Genomic DNA, 19170 nt, shown 5'->3' with positions numbered 1-19170 from the left:
TCACACGTTCATGGGGCCAGGTGAGGTGAAGAGGGTATGCCAAAGATCATTGTGAAGTTCAACGAGGCGGTGATCAAAGACGTGCCGCTGGATCGCGAACAACTCACGATCGGCCGGAAGCCCGACAACGACGTGGTCATCGACAATCCGGCCGTGTCCGGGCACCATGCCAAGCTGTCCCGCGTGCAGGCGGTCTATTTTCTCGAAGACCTGGGCAGCACCAACGGCACCTTCGTCAATGAGAAGAAGATCGACAAGCGCCAGTTGAAGGACGGGGACCGGGTCACGATCGGCAAGCACGTGCTGCTCTATGAAGACGAGGCGAAGGGCATGGCGCCGCCGCCCGCGCCGGCCGTGGACACGGACAAGACGATGATCCTGGATACGCAGCGGCAGCGGGAATTGCTCAAAGCCGAGCAGACCACGCAGCCCAAACCCAAGGAACGGTTCGGGGTCTTGCAGGTCCTCTCAGGCGGCACGGATAAAAAGGAGTACCAGCTCACCGGCCGGATCGTGCTGATCGGGTCGCAGGACGGCGCCACGGTCAAGCTCACCGGCTGGTTTGCCCCGAAGGTGGCGGCCATGATCAGCCGCCGGCCGGACGGCTACAACATCAGCCTCTCGGAAGACGGCAAGAAGGTCCTGGTCAACGGTACGCCGATTCACGGCCGGGCCGATCTGAAAGACGGGGATCTGCTGGAAGTCGCGGGCGTAAAGATGTCGTTCTTGTTGAAGGATTGATCAGGTTCTGGAAAACCGGAGTCCGCTTCTCTTCGCAGGCCTTTGACCGGAACCGGTTTCGCGCCGGCGTTCGCAATCCCCCACTCGCCGTTCGATGCCTCAGGCTACGTCGAGTACAGGCCGACCTTACCCCTAAGCAGACACTCCAGGGTTGGAATGTCAAGGAGCGGCCGCCGCAATCCTGCCGGTGAAGGTGCGCCCTGGTGAGAGCACCGCCGCGTGAGCGATCACGAGCTTGCCAGGGTGCGTCGGCTCTTCCCGGTCAAGTCCGGGAGGCCTGCCGGATGCGTGGGGCATTCAATTGTTTACGCCATGAATCGCCATAAACGCCGCGCCAGCAGTGCTGTTTAGGCGGATGGGCATGAAACCTGTCGGCACGTCTGCATGTTGACAAGAAAACGGAGAATCCATTATCCTAACCGACTCTCGGGTCAATCGTTATCACTCACGTGGGGAACAACATGACAGCAAAAGCATCCAAAATCATTTATACAAAGACCGATGAAGCGCCTATGCTGGCGACCTATTCGTTTCTACCGATCATCAACGCCTTCAGCAAGGCGGCTGGCGTGTCGGTTGAGTTGCGGGATATTTCATTGGCGGGCCGTATTCTCGCCGTGTTCCCCGAATATCTGACGCCGGGGCAGAAGCAGCCTGACGCGTTGACGGAATTGGGCGAACTGGCCAAGACGCCGGAAGCGAATATCATCAAGCTGCCGAACATCAGCGCCTCGCTTCCCCAGTTGAATGCGGCCATCAAGGAATTGCAGAGCCAGGGCTACAAGCTTCCCGAGTATCCTGAAAATCCCAAAGACGATAAAGAGAAGGACATCAAGGCCCGCTACGACAGAGTGAAGGGCAGTGCCGTCAACCCGGTTCTGCGCGAAGGCAACTCCGATCGCCGCGCGCCGCTCTCCGTGAAGGCCCATACCAGGAAGCATCCGCATAGGATGGGAGCCTGGAGTCCGGACTCCAAGACGCACGTGGTCCATATGGAGGGCGGGGATTTCTATTCCAACGAGAAATCGGTCACGCTCACCGAGGCCACTGACGCGCGCATTGAGTTCGTCGGCCAGGACGGCAAGACCACGGTGCTCAAGCCCAAACTCGTTCTTCAGGCGGGCGAAGTCATCGACGCCACCTACATGAGCCGCCGCGCCTTGCGCGAATTCCTCGAGGCGCAGATGGAAGACGCCAAAAAGCAGGGCGTGTTGTTCTCGATCCATCTGAAAGCCACCATGATGAAGGTCTCGGATCCCAAGATATTCGGTCATGCCGTGACGGTGTATTTCAAGGATGTGTTCGAGAAGCACGGTGAGACGCTCAAAAGGCTGGGCGTGGACCCGGACAACGGTCTCGGCGATCTCTACGCCAAGATCAAAACCTTGCCGGACGATCAGCGCAAGGCGATCGAAGCCGACATCCAAGAGGTCTACAAGAAACGGCCCCCCATGGCGATGGTGAATTCCGACAAAGGGATCACCAACCTACATGTGCCCAGCGATATTATCATCGATGCTTCCATGCCGCCGGTCATCCGCGACAGCGGAAAAATGTGGGGCCCGGACGGCAAGTTGCAGGACACCAAGTGCGTGATTCCCGATGCCAGTTACGCCCCGGTCTATCACGAGGTTGTTGAGTTCTGCAAAAAACACGGCGCTCTTGATCCGAAGACGATGGGCAGCGTGCCCAACGTGGGGCTCATGGCGCAGGCGGCGGAGGAATACGGCTCGCATGATAAGACCTTCAAGGCGCCGGGCAACGGCACGATCCGTGTGGTGGGTGCGTCCGGAAGGACCTTGTTGGAGCATAAAGTCGAGGAAGGCGATATCTGGCGCATGTGCCAGGTCAAGGACGCGCCGATTCGGGACTGGGTTAAACTGGCGGTGACTCGTGCGAAGGCCACCGGAGCCCCGGCGATTTTCTGGTTGGACAAGACCAGAGCGCACGATGCGCAATTAATCACGAAGGTCGAACGCTACTTGAAAGAGCACGACACGCAGGGCCTCGACATTCGAATCATGACTCCAGCCGATGCGACGCGCCTCTCGTTGGAGCGGATCAAGGAAGGGAAAGACACGATCTCCGTGACGGGGAACGTGTTGCGCGACTATCTCACGGACCTGTTCCCGATTCTCGAAATCGGGACCAGCGCCAAGATGCTCTCGATCGTTCCGCTGCTGAACGGCGGCGGCCTCTTCGAGACCGGCGCAGGAGGGTCTGCCCCAAAGCATGTGCAGCAGTTCCAGGAAGAAGGGTACCTGCGCTGGGATTCGCTGGGTGAATTCCTGGCGCTGGCTGCGTCGTTGGAACATCTTGCCAAGGTCGCAAGCAACCAAGCCGCAAAGATTTTGGCGGATACGCTCGATCAGGCCAACGCCAAGTTCCTGGAGAGCAACAAGTCGCCGGCCCGTAAAGTCGGTGAGATCGATAACCGCGGAAGCCATTTCTATCTGGCGCTGTATTGGGCGCAAGCCTTGGCCCAGCAGACGCAGGACAAGAATCTGGCGGCGCGGTTTGCCAAGATTGCGAAGGATATGGCGGACAATGAAGCCAAGATCTCGGCCGAATTGCTCGGCGCCCAAGGCAAGCCGGTCGATGTCGGCGGGTACTATCATCCCGATGACGCAAAGGCGTCAAAGGCGATGAGACCAAGCCCAACCTTGAATGCGATCGTGGACGCGATCGCCTAAAGGAACGAATCGCGACAGGTCTGTGACGTTTTCGAAAAAGCCTGAGGCAGAAGAATTCTTCTGCCTCAGGCTTTTTGTTTTCGTGAGCCCTTAGCGGGTCCGTCCGAAGACCCAGCCGACCGCGAGAAGTTGTTGATTGAATTGGGAGAAGGGTGGTTGCGGGGAGAGGATTTGAACCTCTGACCTTTGGGTTATGAGCCCAACGAGCTACCAGGCTGCTCCACCCCGCGGCCGGATACTAACAAAGCGGTTGAAGCGAAGTCAAGGTAGGGCCGGTCGTTGATTTCGCGCCGATGGCGTGTTAACACAGCCCCATGCGTATCGTCTTCATGGGCACGCCGGAGTTCGCCGTGCCGTCGCTGGACGCGCTGCTGCATTCGCCGGACGACGTCGTGGGGGTGGTGACGCAGCCGGATCGCCCGAAGGGGCGAGGGCAGGCCCTGGCTCTGTCTCCCGTGAAGCTTGTCGGCCAGCGCGCGCAGATTCCGATCCTGCAGCCGCTGAAAATGAAAGACCCTGTCTTTCTGGATGCGCTGAAGGCCTGGCAGCCGGACCTGATTGTGGTGGCGGCGTTCGGGCGCATTCTGCCCAAGATGATTCTCGATCTGCCCCCCAAAGGCTGCGTCAATGTCCACGCGTCGCTTCTGCCCAAGTATCGCGGCGCCGGACCGATCCAGTGGGCCGTCATCAACGGGGAGCGTGAAACCGGGATCACGACCATGTTGATGGACGAGGGGATGGATACGGGCGCGATTCTGCTGCAGGAGCCGGTGCCCATTGCCCCGGACGACACGGCCGGCTCCCTGTCGGTCAAGCTGGCGGCGGTCGGGGGGCGACTGCTGATTGAAACCCTCCGTCGCCTCAAAGCGGGAAACCTGACTCCCTGTCTACAGGACTCCAGCCGGGCCTCGATGGCGCCGTTGCTGAAGAAGGAGGATGGATTGCTCGACTGGACCTTGCCGGCCGCTGCGATGGCCAACCGGGTGCGCGGGTTGTCGCCCTGGCCCGGTGCCTATACGTATCTTGATCAGGATCGCTGGAGTCTCTGGAAGGCCGAGGCCGTTGCGCCGGCTGCCTCAGGGGCCGGCCCGTCGTCCGTTCCCGGCGACATCGTGGCCGTCGGAAAAGATGCGCTGCTCGTGCAAACCGGCATGGGGCTGTTGCGCGTCACGGAGGTTCAGCCGGCCAACAGCCGGCGGATGTCCGTGGCCCAATACCTGGCCGGTCATGCGCTTGAGCCGGGCCTCCGGTTCGGATCTCCTCCACCGACTGTGCCCTCATGAAACCGATGAAAGGGGCGAGAGCGGCGGCGTTGGAAACGCTGCTGGCCGTCGACCGCGCGCGCGTCTATGCCGACGATGCGCTCGACCAGAGCGTGAGCCGAGCCTCGCTGGATACCCGCGACCGGGCGCTCGCGGTGGAACTGGTCTATGGGGTGCTCCGGCATCGCCTGACCCTCGACTGGCGGCTTGATCACGTGGCGGACCGACCGATCCGGCGCCTGCCCCATCCTGTGCAAGCGGCCCTGCGCCTGGCGGCCTACCAACTGCTCTATCTCGACCGGATTCCTCAGTCCGCCGCGGTCAACGAATCAGTAGCTCTCGTCAAAGCCCAGCCTGGAATAGGAACGCGATGGGCCGGTTTTGCCAACGCGGTGCTCCGCAGTTTGATCCGGGAGCCGGCCCCAGCTTGGCCCGATTACGACAAGGAGCCCGCAACGTTTCTCTCCGTTCGCTATGCGTGTCCCGCCTGGCTCGCCGAGCGATGGGCGGCACGCTTCGGCCTGGCCCAAGCGGAGCAACTTTGCCAAGCCACCCTGACGATTCCGCCGTTGACGATCAGGGTCAACAGCCTGCGAACCACCCGCGAGGCCTTGGCCGACGCCCTGCGGCTGAGCGGCTACCAGGTTGCCCCGACGTCGGTCAGCCCGCTTGGCCTGGTGCTGGATAAGTGCGGGCCGATTACCGACATTCCCCAGTTCGGCGAGGGGCTGTTCTACGTCGAGGACGAGGCGGCCCAGTTGGTGACCGGACTGCTGGCCCCGCAGCCTGGTGAGCGGATTCTGGATGCCTGTGCCGCGCCGGGAGGAAAGGCCACGGCCCTGGCGGCTTTGATGGAGAATCGGGGCGACGTGGTGGCTATGGACCAAAGCCCGGACCGATTGCGGCGGCTTCAGGAGAATTGTGCAAGGCTCGGGGTCCGGATCGTCATCCCGCTTCCAGGAGATGTGACGCGTGGAAACCCGACGGCCGCTCGGCCGTTCGATCGTATCTTGCTGGATGCTCCCTGCAGCGGGCTGGGCGTCTTGCGACGTCATCCGGAGGGAAAGTGGCAGAAGCATGCCGAGATGCTTCCTGCCCACCAGAAGCGGCAGCTGCTGCTTCTGGAATCGGCGTGCCGTCTCTTGCGGCCCGGCGGTTGCTTGGTCTATAGTACCTGCTCCACAGAGCCGGAGGAGACTCTCGACGTGATCCATCAATTCCTGAGCAAGCACGCGGAGTTCCGCAGGGAGTCGGTTGCGGCTGTCCTGCCGGCAAGCGGCTTGGAGTTGATGACCCAACAAGGCGACTTGTCGACGGCGGTGAATCGGTTCTCGATGGATGGATTCTTTGCCGCCCGGCTCCGAAAGGCTGGTGCCTGATGGCACGACCTTCCCTGCGGATCGCTCCGTCCATTCTCTCCGCGGACTTTGCCCGTTTGGCCGAGGAAGTGGCCCGTGTGGAGGCGGCCGGCGCCGATTGGCTGCATGTGGACGTCATGGATGGCCACTTCGTCCCCAACCTGACGGTCGGGCCGCCGATCGTCGAGGCCTTGCGCAAGGTGACGAAGCTTCCGCTGGACGTGCATCTGATGATGACGAACCCCGATGCCTTCATTGCCGAGTTTGCGCAGGCCGGCGCGACCTACCTGACGGTCCACGTGGAGGCCTGTCCGCATCTCCATCGCACGGTCCAGGCCATCAAGGAGCGGGGCGTCAAGGCCGGGGTGACTCTGAATCCGGCGACCTCGCTGGCGACGGTGGAGGAAATTCTCGGCGAGGCCGACCTCCTGTTGATCATGTCGGTCAATCCTGGGTTCGGCGGGCAACAGTTCATCCCGTCGGTCCTGGACAAAATTACGAGAGCCCGGCAGCTCATCGACCAGACCGGCAGCGGCGCCTTGCTGGAGGTGGACGGCGGCGTCAAGGTCGACAACGCCGGGCGCATCATCGAGGCCGGAGCCGACGTCCTGGTTTCCGGCTCGGCCATATTCTGCAGCGCGGACTATGGCGCGGTGATCGGCGCGTTGCGTCGGGCCTCGCACCGTACGGCGCCTGCATCCGGCGTGGCGCCGGCCGGCGGGCCGGCGCGTCGGCCGTGATTGGACAACCCGGTGGACACTCCCTCTCAAATCGGCAGCCTCCATCCCCTTGAGGTCAAGGTGCTGACCGTACTCGGCCAGCATCAGACGCACCAGCCTGGCCCTCTTCGCCAGGAAGATATCGGGCATGCCGCCGGCCTGGAGCCCTCCCAACTCAGCATGGCCGTAGAGTGGCTGCTGGCGAAAGCGTTGCTCCGGGTGGAATCCGAAGTCGTCACGCCGATCGTGTCATTGAGCAAGGTGGGCGAACGGTACTTCGAGAAATATGCCCCCATCGAACGCATTCTGTCGGTGGTCCGGGACGCCAAGCAGACCGGCAAGCGCATGACCATCCAGGACCTCCAGGCCCGCGAAGGATTGGAGCCCAGCGAAATGAGCGGGGCCGTCGGGAGTCTGAAGAAGGAAGGCGCGATTCGGATCGTACAGGGTGGGCACGTGGAAGCCACCGGTGCGCCCAGCCCCTTGTCCGAATCCTTGCGTACTTTGCTGAAGGATCTGCATGGCGCGCCCAGGGAGCTCCACGCGTTTCCGGAGCCTCTGCGCCGGGTCATCGAGCACTACGCCGTCAAGCGAGGCAATCCCAACGAGCCCTTCCGGATCGACGACCGGGTCGAGCGCCGCTACCAATTGACCCAGGCCGGGCAGGAAGCCGCGCAGACGATTGCGACCCAGGGTCTGGGCGACGAGGTCTCGCAACTCACCCCGGAGCTGCTCAAGGACGGGTCCTGGCGGACGAAACGTTTTCGGCAATATACGATCAGCCTGCGGCCGCCGCGATTGTCGGCTGGGCGTCGGCATCCCTACCGCGAGTTTCTCGATCTGGTCAAACGCAAGCTGGTCAGCATGGGGTTCCAGGAAATGCGGGGCTCTCTGGTCGAGACCGAGTTCTGGAACATGGATACGTTATATATGCCGCAGTTCCATCCGGCGCGGGCCATCCACGATGTCTATTTCGTGAAAGACCCCACGCATGCGCGCGGGATCGCCGAGCCCTTCCTCTCACGTGTGGCGGAGACGCATCGGAACGGCGGCGACACGGGATCCGCCGGCTGGGGCTATGACTATGATCGCGAACGGGCCAAGCGGCTGGTGCTGCGAAGCCAGGGCACGGCGGTGTCGGCGCACCGGCTGGCATCCGGGCCTGCGGTTCCGGGGAAGTATTTTTCCATTGCCCGCTGCTTCCGCTACGATGCGGTGGACGCGACCCACGCCTGCGATTTCTTTCAGGTCGAAGGGATTGTCCTGGGGCCGGACATCAATTTTCGCACCTTGCTGGGACTGCTGAATTTGTTTGCCGTTGAAATGGCGCAGGCAAAGGAAAGCCGGTTCCTGCCGGCGTACTTTCCTTTCACCGAACCGTCCGTCGAGCTTCATGTCAGACATCCCAAGCTGGGCTGGATGGAACTGGGCGGGGCCGGGTTGTTTCGCCCGGAGGTCACGCTGCCGCTGGGTGTCGAGGTGCCGGTGATCGCCTGGGGGCTGGGGCTGGACCGGATGGCCATGGTGGCCCTGGGTATCCACGATATTCGCGACCTGTTCTCCACCGATCTGGACATGCTGCGGACCACGCGCGGACATTTTTGAAGAGCTGTCAGCCGACCACTGAAAGCGTATTTTCATGCCGACCATCTCCATCAATCTAAAAGACTTCGAGCAGCTCCTCGGTCCCGCCGCGCTCGGGGAAGCCACGGCGGGAGGAGGCGTCTTGACCGCCGAGAGCCTGGAGTCGTGGCTCCCGCTGGTCAAGGGCGAACTCAAGGATCATGACCACGAAACGGGTGAGGTGCGGGTCGAACTGCAGGACAGTAACCGGCCCGATCTCTGGTCCGCCGAAGGAGTGGCCCGGCAGATTCGGATCAAGCTCACAGGTGCCGCGCCGGCCTATCCGTTCTTCGGCGCCAAGCCACAGGCAAAACGGCGCCTGCTCGTCGCGCCGGGCTTAGAGAAGATTCGTCCTTACGTGGCGGCCTGCACGGCCTGCGGGTATGCGGTGACCGAGGCCGGCCTGGCGCAGTTGATTCAGGTGCAGGAAAAACTGGCCGACATTTTCGGGCGGAAGCGCAGCACTGTGTCGATCGGGCTCTATCGCCTCCCGGAGATCGTCTTTCCGGTCACCTACGACCTGGTCAAGCAGGACGATGCCCGGTTCACCCCCCTGGGCTTCGACGACAAGATGTCGCTGCGCGAGATCCTGGCCGTGCACCCGAAAGGTTTGGAGTACGGGGCGTTGATCGCGGGCCATGACCGGGTGCCCCTCTTGCGGGACGACGAGGGGCAGGTGCTCTCCCTCCCGCCCATCATTAACAGCCGGGAGATCGGGGAAGTGCGGATCGGCGACCGGGATCTCTTTGTCGAAGTTACCGGCACCGATTTGTTGATGGTTGTGCTGACTTTGAACATTCTGGCGGTCAATCTGGCGGATCGGGGCGCGGCCATTGAGCCGGTGCAGGTGACCTATCCCTATGCCACGGCGCTGGGCAAATCCATGCCCACGCCGCTGGATTTCGGCCAGCCACGGTCCATTGCCATCCAAGTGATCCGTGAAGCTCTGGGGGTGCCGTTGGAGCCGAAACAGATTCGCGAGGCCCTGTCGGTGTACGGGTGCGAGGTCCGCGGGGCGAAGGACAAGCTGACGGTGAAGCTGCCGCCCTACCGGAACGACCTGATGCATGCGGTCGACGTAGTGGAAGACGTGGCGATCAGCCGCGGATACGGATCGTTCGAGCCGGTGATGCCGTCGCAGTTCACCGTGGGCGGTCTGTCTCGCGTGGAGCAGCTGTCCGACCGGATGCGCGATCTGATGATCGGGCTGGGTTTCCAGGAAATCATGGCCAATATCCTGGCTTCGCGGCAGGAGTTGATTGAGCGGATGCGGCTGACCGGAAGCGAGTGGGACCGCATCGTGGAAGTGGACAATGCGATGTCCCAGACCTTCAGTTGCCTGCGGCAGTGGATCGTTCCGTCCCTGCTGCGGGTGGAAGCAGCGTCCACCCGATCCTTCTATCCGCACCGGCTCTTTGAGGTCGGGGAAGTGGCGGTGCCTGATCAGGCAGAGGAGCTCGGGTCACGTACCCGGATGGCGCTCGGCGCGCTGATCGCCCATGCCAGCGCGAACTTTTCCGAAGTCCATTCCAGTTTGGACCTGCTGTTGTTTTATTTGAATTGCCCCTACAGTCTGGAGCCGGTGGCCCACCCCTCGTTCTTACCCGGGCGGGCGGGCCGGATTCTGCTGCACGGCCACGCCATCGGCCTGATCGGCGAACTGCATCCGGAGGTCTTGGAGCAGTGGCAGGTGACGATGCCGGCGGTGGTGTTTGAACTGGAAGTGGATCGGCTGGCCGAGGGGACTGTCGAAAAGTCATAAAGTCTGAAAGTCGTCAAGTCCTGAAACGGGGCGGACTTTCTGACTTTCAGACTTTCGGACTTGTGAGCGGGCTATGCCGAGGCGGTCTGCTTGGCCAGGACGGCCAGCTGGTCGAATCCTGCCGGGTCCTTGATGGCCATATCCGACAACACCTTCCGGTCCAGCAGCACGTTGGCTTTTTTCAACGCATTGATGAAGCGGCTGTATGTCAATCCGTGTTGGCGCACGGCGGCGCTGATCCGGGTGACCCAGAGGCGCCGGAAATTCCGCTTCCGCTTCTTCCGCTCGGCATAGGCGTACGTCTGGCCTTTGTCCACCGATTCGGTGGCGCTTCGGAACAGCCGGCTCTTCGCTCCGTACTGGCCCTTGGCAAGTTTCAGCCGCTTCTTTCTCCGCTGCCTGGTCTTGGGACCGCCTTTTACGCGTGGCATGTCTTGTTCTCCTTACCTTAATCGTAGTCATCAGCCGACGGCTGATAGCTATGTGTTATACGGGAGCAACCGGTTCACCGACATGGTCATGGTCTGATCCACGGGCGCCGTGCCCTTGAGTCTCCGCTTGCGGTCGCGCGCCTTGCTGGTCAGGATGTGCCGCTTCCCGGCCTTGCGCCGCCGCAGCTTGCCGCTGCCGGTTCTGCTAATGCGTTTGCTGGCGCCGCTGTGCGTTTTTAATTTTTGGCCTGCCATCATCGTTCTCCCTTCAACGTTTCTCTCGCGTCGATTCGTCCTGCACCGGGCCGACTCCGATTATTTGGGCGCGACGATCATGATGAGACTGCGCCCCTCCATCCTGGGCGCGTACTCGATCGTCCCGTTTTCCATCAACTGCTGCATCACGCTGTTCATCATCGTGCGTCCCATTTCCTGGTTCGCCATCTCGCGCCCCCGGAATGTGACCGTGACTTTGGTCTTGTTGCCTTCCGCCAGGAACTCCTTGACCTGCCGGATTTTGATCTCCAGATCATGCTTGTCGGTGCGGGGCCGAAGCTTGATCTCTTTGACCTGCGTGGATTTTTGATGCTTCCGGCTCTGGTGCTCCTTTTTCTGGAGCTCGTACTTGTACTTTCCGTGATCCATGATCCGGCAGACCGGCGGCGCCGACGTGGGCGCCACCTCGACTAGATCGTAGCCCAGTTCCTGGGCCTTCTTGAGCGCATCGAGCGTGGGCAGGATGCCCAATTGCTCGCCTTCAGGCCCGATCACGCGCACTTCCCGGACTCGGATTTCCCGATTTACACGCAGCTTGGGGACGATACGACACCTCTCAGGAAAAGGGTTATGGTCACGACAGGGCCTGCGCCAGATCGGCCCTGATCAGGTCAATGGCCGCCAGCACCGGCTGGCTGCCCTTATCTTCGCCGCCGCGCTTGCGGATCGACACCGATTCAGCCTGCTGCTCGCGGGCGCCAACGACCAGCATGTAGGGGATTTTCGCCTTCTCGGCTTCGCGAATTTTATAGCCGGCTTTTTCGTTCCGCAGATCGACGTCGGCGCGTAGCCCGGCCGCCTTCAACTGTTCCGTGACCTTCACGGCATAGTCATGCTGGTGCTCGCTGATCGGCAGCACCATCGCCTGGACCGGCGCGAGCCAAGTGGGAAAGGCTCCTGCGTAGTGTTCCACCAGAATGCCGAAGAAGCGTTCGATGGACCCCATCAGCGCCCGGTGGATCATGATCGGCTGGTGGGCCTTCCCATCCTCGCCCGTGTAGGTCAATCCAAACCGTTCGGGATTGTTGAAGTCGATCTGGATCGTGGAACATTGCCAGGCCCGGCCGAGCACGTCCTTGATCTTGATGTCGATCTTGGGGCCGTAGAAGACTCCCTCGCCCGGGTCGATCTCGTAGGCGACGCCCCGTCCCTTGAGGGCGGCTTCCAGGGCGCTGGTTGCCAGCGCCCAGTTTTCCGGCGCGCCGACGGATTTTTCAGGCTTGGTCGAGACGTAGACTTCGAATTCCGAGAAGCCGAACGTTCGGAGCACGAAGAAGGTAAAGTCCAGGACCCGGCTGACTTCGGATTCGATCTGGTCCGGGCGGCAGAACAGATGGGCGTCGTCCTGGGTAAAGCCGCGGACCCGCAACAGGCCGTGCAGCACGCCGGTTCGCTCATACCGATATACGGTGCCCAACTCGCCGTACCGGATCGGCAAGTCCCGGTAGCTGCGCAGGTGGCCCTTGTAGATCATGATGTGGAACGGGCAATTCATCGGCTTGAGCTGGTACTCGCTGGCCTCCACCTTCATCGAGGCGAACATGTTTTCCCGGTAGTAGTCCACGTGTCCACTGGTTTTCCAGAGATCCAGCCGCGCGACGTGAGGCGAATAGACCAGCTCATAGCCCTGCTTGATGTGCTGCTCCCGCCAGAAATTCTCGATCAGCAGGCGGACCAGGGCGCCCTTGGGATGCCACAGGACGAGGCCGGGTCCGATCTCGTCCTGCAGCGAGATCAAGTCGAGCTCTTTGCCGAGCTTGCGGTGGTCCCGCCGCTTGATCTCTTCGAGCTTGGCGAGGTGCGCATCCAGCTCCGCCTGGGTCGGAAAGGAGGTTCCGTAAATCCGCTGTAACATCGGGTTGCGCTCGTCTCCCCGCCAGTAGGCGCCGGCGCTGGAGAGCAGCTTGAAGGCCCCGACCCGTCCGGTGGACGGCAGGTGCGGTCCGCGGCAGAGGTCGATGAAATCACCCTGATCGTAGAGGGACACGGTCTCGTCTTCGATGCTTTCGAGGATTTCAGCCTTATACAACTCGCCGCGCTGTTTGAAGAAATTGACTGCGTCCCAGCGGCGCATCTCCAACCGCTTGAAGGGGCGGTTGGCCTTGATCAGCTCCAATGTGCGGGCCTCGATCTTGGCCAGATCATCCGGAGTGAACGACCGTTCGAAGGCAAAGTCGTAGTAAAAGCCCTCCTCGATGGCCGGGCCGATGGTGACTTGGGCCGAGGGAAAAACCTCTTTGACCGCCTGAGCCATGATATGGGTGCTGCTGTGCCGGTAGACTTCTTTACCCTCCGGGGTGGCGAAGGTAATCGGTTCCACCGTCGCTGGTTCGGTCAGGGTCTTGCTCAGGTCCACGGGCGTGCCGTTAACCTTCGCCGCCAGGATGTCCGGGCTGAGACGGCCGGTTGTTCCGCTCAGGGCTTCAGCGACGGTACAGCCGCTCGGAACCTGGCGGGTGGTCCCGTCCGTCAATGTGATCTGAATCTGTTGGGTCCCGATGGGCATAGGGCTCAAATAAGAAAAGGCATCATGATTGCCGCGGGACTCGTCTCTCGGAACCTCTTCGTTCCTGCGGGAAGCATCCCGAAATCATCTGCGGCCGGACCGGCTTGGAGAAACCCTCAACGCATGGACGTTACTGCGCCCGTGGTTCTCTGTTGCCCGCGACCTCGCATCTGACTCCGTCTCCCGCAATCGAATGGGTTCTCGTCCCCGGCGACCTGATGCCCTCGTTCCGCGAAATGGTAGGCGCGGACGGTCTTGAACCGTCGACCTCTACCGTGTCAAGGTAGCGCTCTCCCCCTGAGCTACGCGCCTAACGTTCGGGGCCATGCTAATATAGCCCAAGCGGTACTGTCAAGAATTTCGCCTGGATAGGGGGCGTCAAATGGATTCAGTCCGCCCCCGATCGGGCCAGCCCTGTTCGGGGCGGATGGTTCTACGTCCGGCGTGCTCGCTCCCGCTTGACGGAGATCCGGAACTCGGTGATTTTCTTGCGGAGGGTGTTGCGGTTCATGCCCAGCAGGTCGGCGGCTTGCATCTGATTGCCGTTAGTTTCCCTCAGCACGAGCGTAATCAAAGGTTCTTCCACCGCCTTGATCAAAATCGGATGCAAATCACGGGCGGAGCCGTTCTTCATTCCCCTGACAAAATCTCCCAATTTTGACTTGATATAGTCTTCGAGGGAAAAGTTCGGATCGGCATGGTTGGCCGAGGGACCGGCGCCGTTCGAGAGGGCGTGAAACATACGGTGGGTCTGCCGGAGGACTGCACGCGATCCCGCGACGACAACCGTTCTGGCCGGATCGATATGTCGGGAGAGTTCCGCCAGCTCCTGGGGATGGTTCCGTTTGGTTTCGATGATCACGCCGTCGAACGTACGTTTGGCCGAAGCCCGAGGCAACGATGCCAGATCCTTGGCCACCGTAATCGCCGTGTCCTTGAAGTCGCGCTTGATCTGGGCCTGGAGGTCAGGATCGGCAGTGAGCAAAAGAATGCTGACGGCGGCTGTTCGGGTCGGCATGAAGGCACCAAGAAGAAGAGGCGGGATTATCCTCCACCGGATTCCGCCAAGTCAACGGATAAAGTAGGACCGACTCGTCCAGCCGAGTCGGTTGGGAAGAAGCAACAGTGGTGCCACGATGTCATGGTCTGCACTTCTTGCAATTCGGCTGGATTTCTTTGGCTGTCTCCCCTACTCAGGAGCTGGAGTGGGCCGAAAAATTGGTATGCCTGCCGGTTTTTGCTATCCCAGAGCTGAAGAATTTGGAATATTGTATCGCTCGTGGCTGACATGGAAAGAGGGTGCGGTTCCCTCTGCCCTCGGCACCAGAATTGGGGAAGGAGCCCATGCTCCGTAGCATGGGAAATGGCACAGATATTCTGAACTATAGCGGTGAGTCCGAGGGGGAATCCAGCCATGTGAGAGGTAAAACGACTTGACATTTCATGTGATTGGGTTGTATAAGTACGTCTATATCATTTCCTATCGGAATACTCGTGAATAACAATCCATGAAAATCTCGTTGAAGGCCACATATGGAGTGCTTGCAGCGCTGGATTTGGCCTTGAATGACGGCACCTCGCCCATCCAGGCAAAGACGATTGCCAAGCGTCAGGCTATTCCGCTCCGTTTTCTTGAGCAGGTCCTGAACGCGATGAAGAACGCAGGGCTGGTGGACAGCCTCCGCGGTGCCCAGGGAGGCTATCTTTTGGGCAAACTACCGGAGGAAATTTCACTGGCGGACATCGTGGAAGCGTTGGACGGTACCCTTTCGGCGCCGAGCGGCCATCGAGGGACGGGGCGTCACATCAAGGGGCCATCGAGGCCGGACTTGCTTTTGGCCGATGTTTGGGAACGGGTCCGCCAGGCGGAACTGGGCGTGTTGAGTGCCGTGACGCTTCGCGAGCTGGCAGAACGCCATCAGCAACTTGACCGTGAACGGACCCTGATGTACCACATTTGAATCATTGACGATCGTTGGGATGGTCGATTGACGACGACTACTTCAAATCGTTCATGCTCGAATTTTCAAATGGAGCAATTCTCATGAGTACTCCACGGACCCTGCAGCCGGTGGCCATACAGACCGCCCCCATTCCGCCTGACATTCTCGAAGAGATCGAAACCTTCGAAGGCGAAGCCCAACGGCTGCAGGCGGGAGATGTGTCCAACGACCTGTTCAAGCCCTTCCGGTTGCAACATGGCATTTACGGGCAGCGCCAGCCCGGTGTGCAAATGGTACGGATTAAGATCCCCTTCGGCGGACTGAATGCCAATCAGCTGCGACGGGTGGCCGAACTGGCCGACCGGTACGGGACCGGCGTCGGTCACGTCACGACCCGCCAGGACATCCAGCTCCACTTCGTCGAACTCAAGGATGTCGGCACGGTGATGCGCGGACTGGCCGAAGTGGGGCTGACGACCAGGGAGGCCTGCGCCAACACAGTGCGGAACGTGACGGCCTGCCACTTGGCCGGCGTCTGCCAGGGCGAGGTGTTCGACGTCACGCCCTATGCCAAAACCGTGGCGTTCCATCTCTTGCGGAACCCGCTCAACCAGAGCCTGCCGCGGAAGTTCAAAATCGCCTTCTCCGGCTGCCGGCACGACTGCGCCTTGACGCCGATTCACGACGTGGGACTTCTGGCGGCCAGGCGCGAGGACGGAACCATCGGATTCCGTATGGTCGTCGGGGGCGGGCTCGGCTCGGCCCCGCGCATCGCGCAGCTGTTGCGCGAGTTCGTTCCGATGAACGAATTGATCCCCACGATCGAGGCGGTCATCAAAGTCTTCGATACGCTGGGGAACCGCAAGAACCGCAACAAGGCCCGGATGAAGTTCGTGATCGACAAGCTGGGCTTCGAGGAGTTCAAGCGGCGCTGGGAAGAGGCCTATGTGAGTCTGGGCCACGCCAGGCCAGATCACGGCCCCATCAAGCTGCTCGCGCATGCCGACGAGCCGGTGCCCCTCATCATGCCGACCTCGTCCTCCTCTGCGGGCAATGGAAACGGCAATGGCAATGGCAACGGAGCACCGGGCAACGGCCATGGGGTCGCTGAAACGCCCTATCAGATGTGGAAACGGACCAACGTGGTGCTCCAGAAGCAGCAGGGCTATGCGGTGGCCGCAATCAAGCTCCAGATGGGCGACCTCACCGCCCGGCAGATGCAGTTCGTCACGGATCTGGCGGAGGACTATTCAAACGGGAACTTGCGGACCACGATCAATCAAAATCTGGTATTGCGGTGGGTGCCGGAGGCGAGGTTGGCGGCCCTCTACGAAGACCTGGTTTCGCAGGGATTAGGCGATCCGGGCGCGGAGTTGGTTGAAGACATCATCGCCTGCCCCGGTACCGACACCTGCGGTCTGGGCATCACCTCGTCGAAGGGTTTGGCGCGGGCCATGGCGGAAGTCTTCCCGCCCGGCCGTGTGCCCGAGGATTTGAAGGACGTCAGCGTCAAGATCAGCGGCTGCCACAATTCCTGTGCCCAACACCACATCGCGACGATCGGCTTGCATGGCGTGGGCAAGCGTCTGGGAGACCATGTGGCGCCTCACTATGAGTTGCACCTGGGCGGGCAGGTGAACGGGACGGCCAAGATCGGCCAGATGACCGTGAAATTGCCGGCCAAGAGCGTGCCGGCCGCCATCACGCATCTGCTCTCGGTCTATCGCCGCGACCGGCGCCAGGGTGAGAGCCTCCCTTCCTTCATCACGCGGGCTGGCAAGGTTGCGCTGAAAGAAGAGCTGATTCCCTATACGATCGTGCCGGCGTTCGAGGAGGACCAGACCTTTTATTACGACTGGGAAGGGGAAGAGGAGTTCATCCTGGAGGATCTGGGGCCGGGCGAATGCGCCGGCGGCGCCTTGGAGATGATCGGCGATCGGATCCTCGAGGCGGAGCAGGAACTTTATCAGGCCAAGTTGCTGGCCGAGAAGCACCAGTATTCCGTCTCGGTCAACAAATCCTACCGGGCCGTGCTGGCCGCGGCCAAGGCCTTGCTGGTGACCGAGGGCTTGGATCCGGCCACGGATGCCGAAACCTTTGCCGAGTTCGAGCGGCGGTTGGGCCAGCGCAGCATCGTGCCGGCCCGGTACAAGAACCTGGGGGTGCAGGCGGGTGACTTGGGCCAGAAGGACAGCAGCCCGGAATTCGCGCAGGCCAAGATTGCCTTCGCCCGGGGATTCGTGGAAGTGTGCCGGGCGGCGACCGAGCAGATCGGCAAGGATTTGAAGCTGGCGCAAGCCGGCGAGGCCGAGGTATCCGCAATGCAGGCGGCGGAGGCCGAGCCTCCCTCCCAACCCGTTGCAGCCGGGCCGGAGGCGGCGGTCTACGATCTCCGCGGCGTGGCCTGCCCGCTCAATTATGTGAAGACCAAGTTGAAGCTGGAAATGATGGAGGCAGGCGAGCGGCTGGAGGTCTGGCTGGACGCGGGCGAGCCGATCAAAAACGTGCCCATGAGCTTGCGCAACGACGGACACAAGATTCTGTTGGAAGAGCCGTTGGAGCCGACGGCCGCCCACTTCAAAGTGCTGGTGGAAAAGGTCGAGGGCTAGGGACAATCGTGACCGACAAGACGGAAGTCCGGACCAGACCCTCCGATGAGGAATTGAAGGCGCTGAGCGACTCCTTCGAGTCCAAGCAGCCGCAAGAGGTGCTCGCCTACGCTCTAGAGCGATATCGCGGGCATATCGTGTTGGCCTGTAGCTTCGGGGCGGAAGACGTGGCGTTGGTGGACATGATCCACCGGTTGGACTCGAACGCGCCCCTCTTCTACCTGGATACGGACTTTCTGTTTCCGGAAACCCACGAGGTGCGGGACCGAATCGCGGCCCAATACGGATTGCGTCCCGCGCAAGTGATCCAGGTGAAGTCGCTGCTGACGCCCGAGCAGCAGGCGGCTCAATACGGAGCGGAGCTCTGGGCCAAGCAGCCGGACCAATGTTGCCAATTGCGCAAGGTCGAACCGCTGACCCGGGTGTTGGGCGGCTACGAGGCCTGGATCACCGGCATCCGGCGCGATCAGGCGCCGACCCGCGCGAACGCGGGACTGGTGGAATGGGACAAGAAATTTCAGTTGGTCAAGTTCAACCCGCTGGCCCGCTGGAGCGTGGCGGAGGTCTGGGCCTACATCAAGGTCTACGAGGTGCCCTATAACCGGCTGCATGACCAAAACTACCCCAGCATCGGTTGCACCCATTGCACGGCTCCGGTCATGCCCGGGGCCGATCCGCGATCCGGCCGGTGGCAGAACTTCGCGAAAACCGAGTGTGGGCTCCACAAATAGTGCTGAATGCGGAACGCTGAATGATGAATTCAACCAGAACCGTCATTCATCACTCATTATTCAGCATTCATCATTTGCAGTGAGGTTCCAGAGATGAAGAAGCTGGCCGTGATCGTGACCGGGGGAAGCTACAACAACCTGTTGCAGGCCTGCGAATGGATCCGCATCGCCGCTGCGTCCGGCGCGCAGGTCAGCGTGTTGTTTCGGGACGAAGCGGCGTCCAAATTGACGCACGAGAAAGTGAAGCAGTTGACGTTTTCGGAGGCCTACAAGGGACGCGAGTCGAAGGTGCGCGACTTGCTGCGGGAGCGGAAACGGCTCGATGTGCCGGCCGTGTTGCGTGAGGTCAAAGAGGCGGGGGACGTGAAGCTCTCGATCTGCCGCGAGACGATCGAGTACTTCGAGATCACCGTGGATCAGCTACTGCCCGAACTGGACGAGGTGCAGAAGGCCGAGGCCTTCTGGAAGGAAGCGGTCGCGCCGGCGGACCAGGTGCTGACGTTTTAACGCGGGCGC

The 19170-nt window shown here is 61.3% G+C and carries 16 protein-coding genes and 2 tRNA genes; 11 read left to right on the top strand and 7 right to left on the bottom strand.

The features are described 5' to 3' along the window. The first annotated feature begins 36 nt into the window (after window positions 1-36). Together EPO61_04420 and EPO61_04415 are read left to right on the top strand one after the other, a co-directional pair. Window positions 37-741: an FHA domain-containing protein gene (locus tag EPO61_04420; protein ID TAJ09962.1), complete on the top strand. Its 705-nt coding sequence runs from the start codon at window positions 37-39 to the stop codon at window positions 739-741. 461 nt (window positions 742-1202) lie between these two features. Further along, window positions 1203-3434: an NADP-dependent isocitrate dehydrogenase gene (locus EPO61_04415; protein TAJ09961.1), complete on the top strand. Its 2232-nt coding sequence runs from the start codon at window positions 1203-1205 to the stop codon at window positions 3432-3434. A gap of 153 nt (window positions 3435-3587) precedes the next feature. Here the strand turns inward: EPO61_04415 and EPO61_04410 are convergent. Beyond that, window positions 3588-3664 (bottom strand) — tRNA-Met (locus EPO61_04410). 84 nt (window positions 3665-3748) lie between these two features. Here EPO61_04410 and EPO61_04405 point away from each other — a divergent pair. From EPO61_04405 to EPO61_04385, 5 genes are read left to right on the top strand one after another with little or no spacing between them, the layout of a single operon-like run. Further along, a complete protein-coding gene (locus tag EPO61_04405; protein ID TAJ09960.1) occupies window positions 3749-4717 on the top strand; it encodes a methionyl-tRNA formyltransferase in 969 nt (322 codons plus the stop codon). Next, a complete protein-coding gene (rsmB, locus tag EPO61_04400) occupies window positions 4714-6075 on the top strand; it encodes a 16S rRNA (cytosine(967)-C(5))-methyltransferase RsmB (GenBank protein ID TAJ09959.1) in 1362 nt (453 codons plus the stop codon). Before EPO61_04405 ends, rsmB begins: the two co-directional genes overlap by 4 nt. Then, window positions 6075-6794 carry a ribulose-phosphate 3-epimerase gene (locus tag EPO61_04395; protein TAJ09958.1) on the top strand — a complete coding sequence of 240 codons (720 nt, stop codon included), beginning with the start codon at window positions 6075-6077 and terminating at the stop codon, window positions 6792-6794. The genes rsmB and EPO61_04395 overlap by 1 nt, the downstream gene beginning before the upstream one ends. Beyond that, on the top strand, window positions 6795-8378 hold the full coding sequence (locus EPO61_04390; protein TAJ09957.1) for a phenylalanine--tRNA ligase subunit alpha: 1584 nt from the start codon (window positions 6795-6797) through the stop codon (window positions 8376-8378). 34 nt (window positions 8379-8412) lie between these two features. After that, the gene (locus tag EPO61_04385) at window positions 8413-10158 is read left to right on the top strand and encodes a phenylalanine--tRNA ligase subunit beta (protein TAJ09956.1); all 1746 of its coding nucleotides are present in this window, start codon (window positions 8413-8415) and stop codon (window positions 10156-10158) included. 71 nt (window positions 10159-10229) lie between these two features. On the opposite strand, the gene EPO61_04380 is transcribed toward EPO61_04385, so the two are convergent. From EPO61_04380 to EPO61_04355, 6 genes are all read right to left on the bottom strand, one after another. After that, window positions 10230-10589 (bottom strand): 50S ribosomal protein L20, encoded by a 360-nt coding sequence (locus EPO61_04380; protein ID TAJ09955.1) that lies wholly within the window; start codon window positions 10587-10589, stop codon window positions 10230-10232. A gap of 48 nt (window positions 10590-10637) precedes the next feature. Beyond that, entirely contained in the window at window positions 10638-10844 is a 207-nt protein-coding gene (locus tag EPO61_04375; protein TAJ10097.1) for a 50S ribosomal protein L35, read from the bottom strand. A 60-nt stretch (window positions 10845-10904) separates the two neighbouring features. Further along, window positions 10905-11411 (bottom strand): translation initiation factor IF-3, encoded by a 507-nt coding sequence (locus EPO61_04370; GenBank protein TAJ09954.1) that lies wholly within the window; start codon window positions 11409-11411, stop codon window positions 10905-10907. A gap of 28 nt (window positions 11412-11439) precedes the next feature. Further along, entirely contained in the window at window positions 11440-13371 is a 1932-nt protein-coding gene (gene thrS, locus EPO61_04365; GenBank protein TAJ09953.1) for a threonine--tRNA ligase, read from the bottom strand. 237 nt (window positions 13372-13608) lie between these two features. Beyond that, window positions 13609-13683: transfer RNA gene (locus EPO61_04360), tRNA-Val, on the bottom strand. A 121-nt stretch (window positions 13684-13804) separates the two neighbouring features. Beyond that, window positions 13805-14005 carry a hypothetical protein gene (locus EPO61_04355; protein ID TAJ10096.1) on the bottom strand — a complete coding sequence of 67 codons (201 nt, stop codon included), beginning with the start codon at window positions 14003-14005 and terminating at the stop codon, window positions 13805-13807. A gap of 874 nt (window positions 14006-14879) precedes the next feature. On the opposite strand from EPO61_04355, the gene EPO61_04350 reads away from it, so the two are divergent. The 4 genes from EPO61_04350 (at window position 14880) to EPO61_04335 (ending at window position 19161) form a co-directional block, all read left to right on the top strand. Next, window positions 14880-15332 (top strand): Rrf2 family transcriptional regulator, encoded by a 453-nt coding sequence (locus tag EPO61_04350; GenBank protein TAJ09952.1) that lies wholly within the window; start codon window positions 14880-14882, stop codon window positions 15330-15332. A gap of 53 nt (window positions 15333-15385) precedes the next feature. After that, a complete protein-coding gene (locus tag EPO61_04345; GenBank protein ID TAJ09951.1) occupies window positions 15386-17923 on the top strand; it encodes a HEPN domain-containing protein in 2538 nt (845 codons plus the stop codon). A gap of 8 nt (window positions 17924-17931) precedes the next feature. Continuing rightward, window positions 17932-18654, top strand: a complete 723-nt coding sequence (locus EPO61_04340; protein TAJ09950.1) for a phosphoadenylyl-sulfate reductase — start codon at window positions 17932-17934, stop codon at window positions 18652-18654. A 93-nt stretch (window positions 18655-18747) separates the two neighbouring features. Beyond that, entirely contained in the window at window positions 18748-19161 is a 414-nt protein-coding gene (locus EPO61_04335) for a hypothetical protein (protein TAJ09949.1), read from the top strand. The last annotated feature ends 9 nt before the right edge of the window (window positions 19162-19170 follow it).

This window comes from Nitrospirota bacterium (assembly GCA_004296885.1).
In the GTDB taxonomy this organism is placed as follows: Bacteria; Nitrospirota; Nitrospiria; order Nitrospirales; family Nitrospiraceae; genus SYGV01.
This window is presented reverse-complemented; position numbering and strand designations above follow the sequence as displayed.

Bases quoted from the DNA above. Each gene is read 5' to 3' on its own strand.
- EPO61_04355 (TAJ10096.1), bottom strand. From the start codon at position 14,005: ATGAAGAACGGCTCCGCCCGTGATTTGCATCCGATTTTGATCAAGGCG.
- EPO61_04385 (TAJ09956.1), top strand. From the start codon at position 8,413: ATGCCGACCATCTCCATCAATCTAAAAGACTTCGAGCAGCTCCTCGGT.
- EPO61_04375 (TAJ10097.1), bottom strand. From the start codon at position 10,844: ATGGCAGGCCAAAAATTAAAAACGCACAGCGGCGCCAGCAAACGCATT.
- EPO61_04405 (TAJ09960.1), top strand. From the start codon at position 3,749: ATGCGTATCGTCTTCATGGGCACGCCGGAGTTCGCCGTGCCGTCGCTG.
- rsmB (TAJ09959.1), top strand. From the start codon at position 4,714: ATGAAACCGATGAAAGGGGCGAGAGCGGCGGCGTTGGAAACGCTGCTG.
- EPO61_04335 (TAJ09949.1), top strand. From the start codon at position 18,748: ATGAAGAAGCTGGCCGTGATCGTGACCGGGGGAAGCTACAACAACCTG.
- thrS (TAJ09953.1), bottom strand. From the start codon at position 13,371: ATGCCCATCGGGACCCAACAGATTCAGATCACATTGACGGACGGGACC.
- EPO61_04420 (TAJ09962.1), top strand. From the start codon at position 37: ATGCCAAAGATCATTGTGAAGTTCAACGAGGCGGTGATCAAAGACGTG.
- EPO61_04350 (TAJ09952.1), top strand. From the start codon at position 14,880: ATGAAAATCTCGTTGAAGGCCACATATGGAGTGCTTGCAGCGCTGGAT.
- EPO61_04415 (TAJ09961.1), top strand. From the start codon at position 1,203: ATGACAGCAAAAGCATCCAAAATCATTTATACAAAGACCGATGAAGCG.
- EPO61_04395 (TAJ09958.1), top strand. From the start codon at position 6,075: ATGGCACGACCTTCCCTGCGGATCGCTCCGTCCATTCTCTCCGCGGAC.
- EPO61_04380 (TAJ09955.1), bottom strand. From the start codon at position 10,589: ATGCCACGCGTAAAAGGCGGTCCCAAGACCAGGCAGCGGAGAAAGAAG.
- EPO61_04345 (TAJ09951.1), top strand. From the start codon at position 15,386: ATGCTCGAATTTTCAAATGGAGCAATTCTCATGAGTACTCCACGGACC.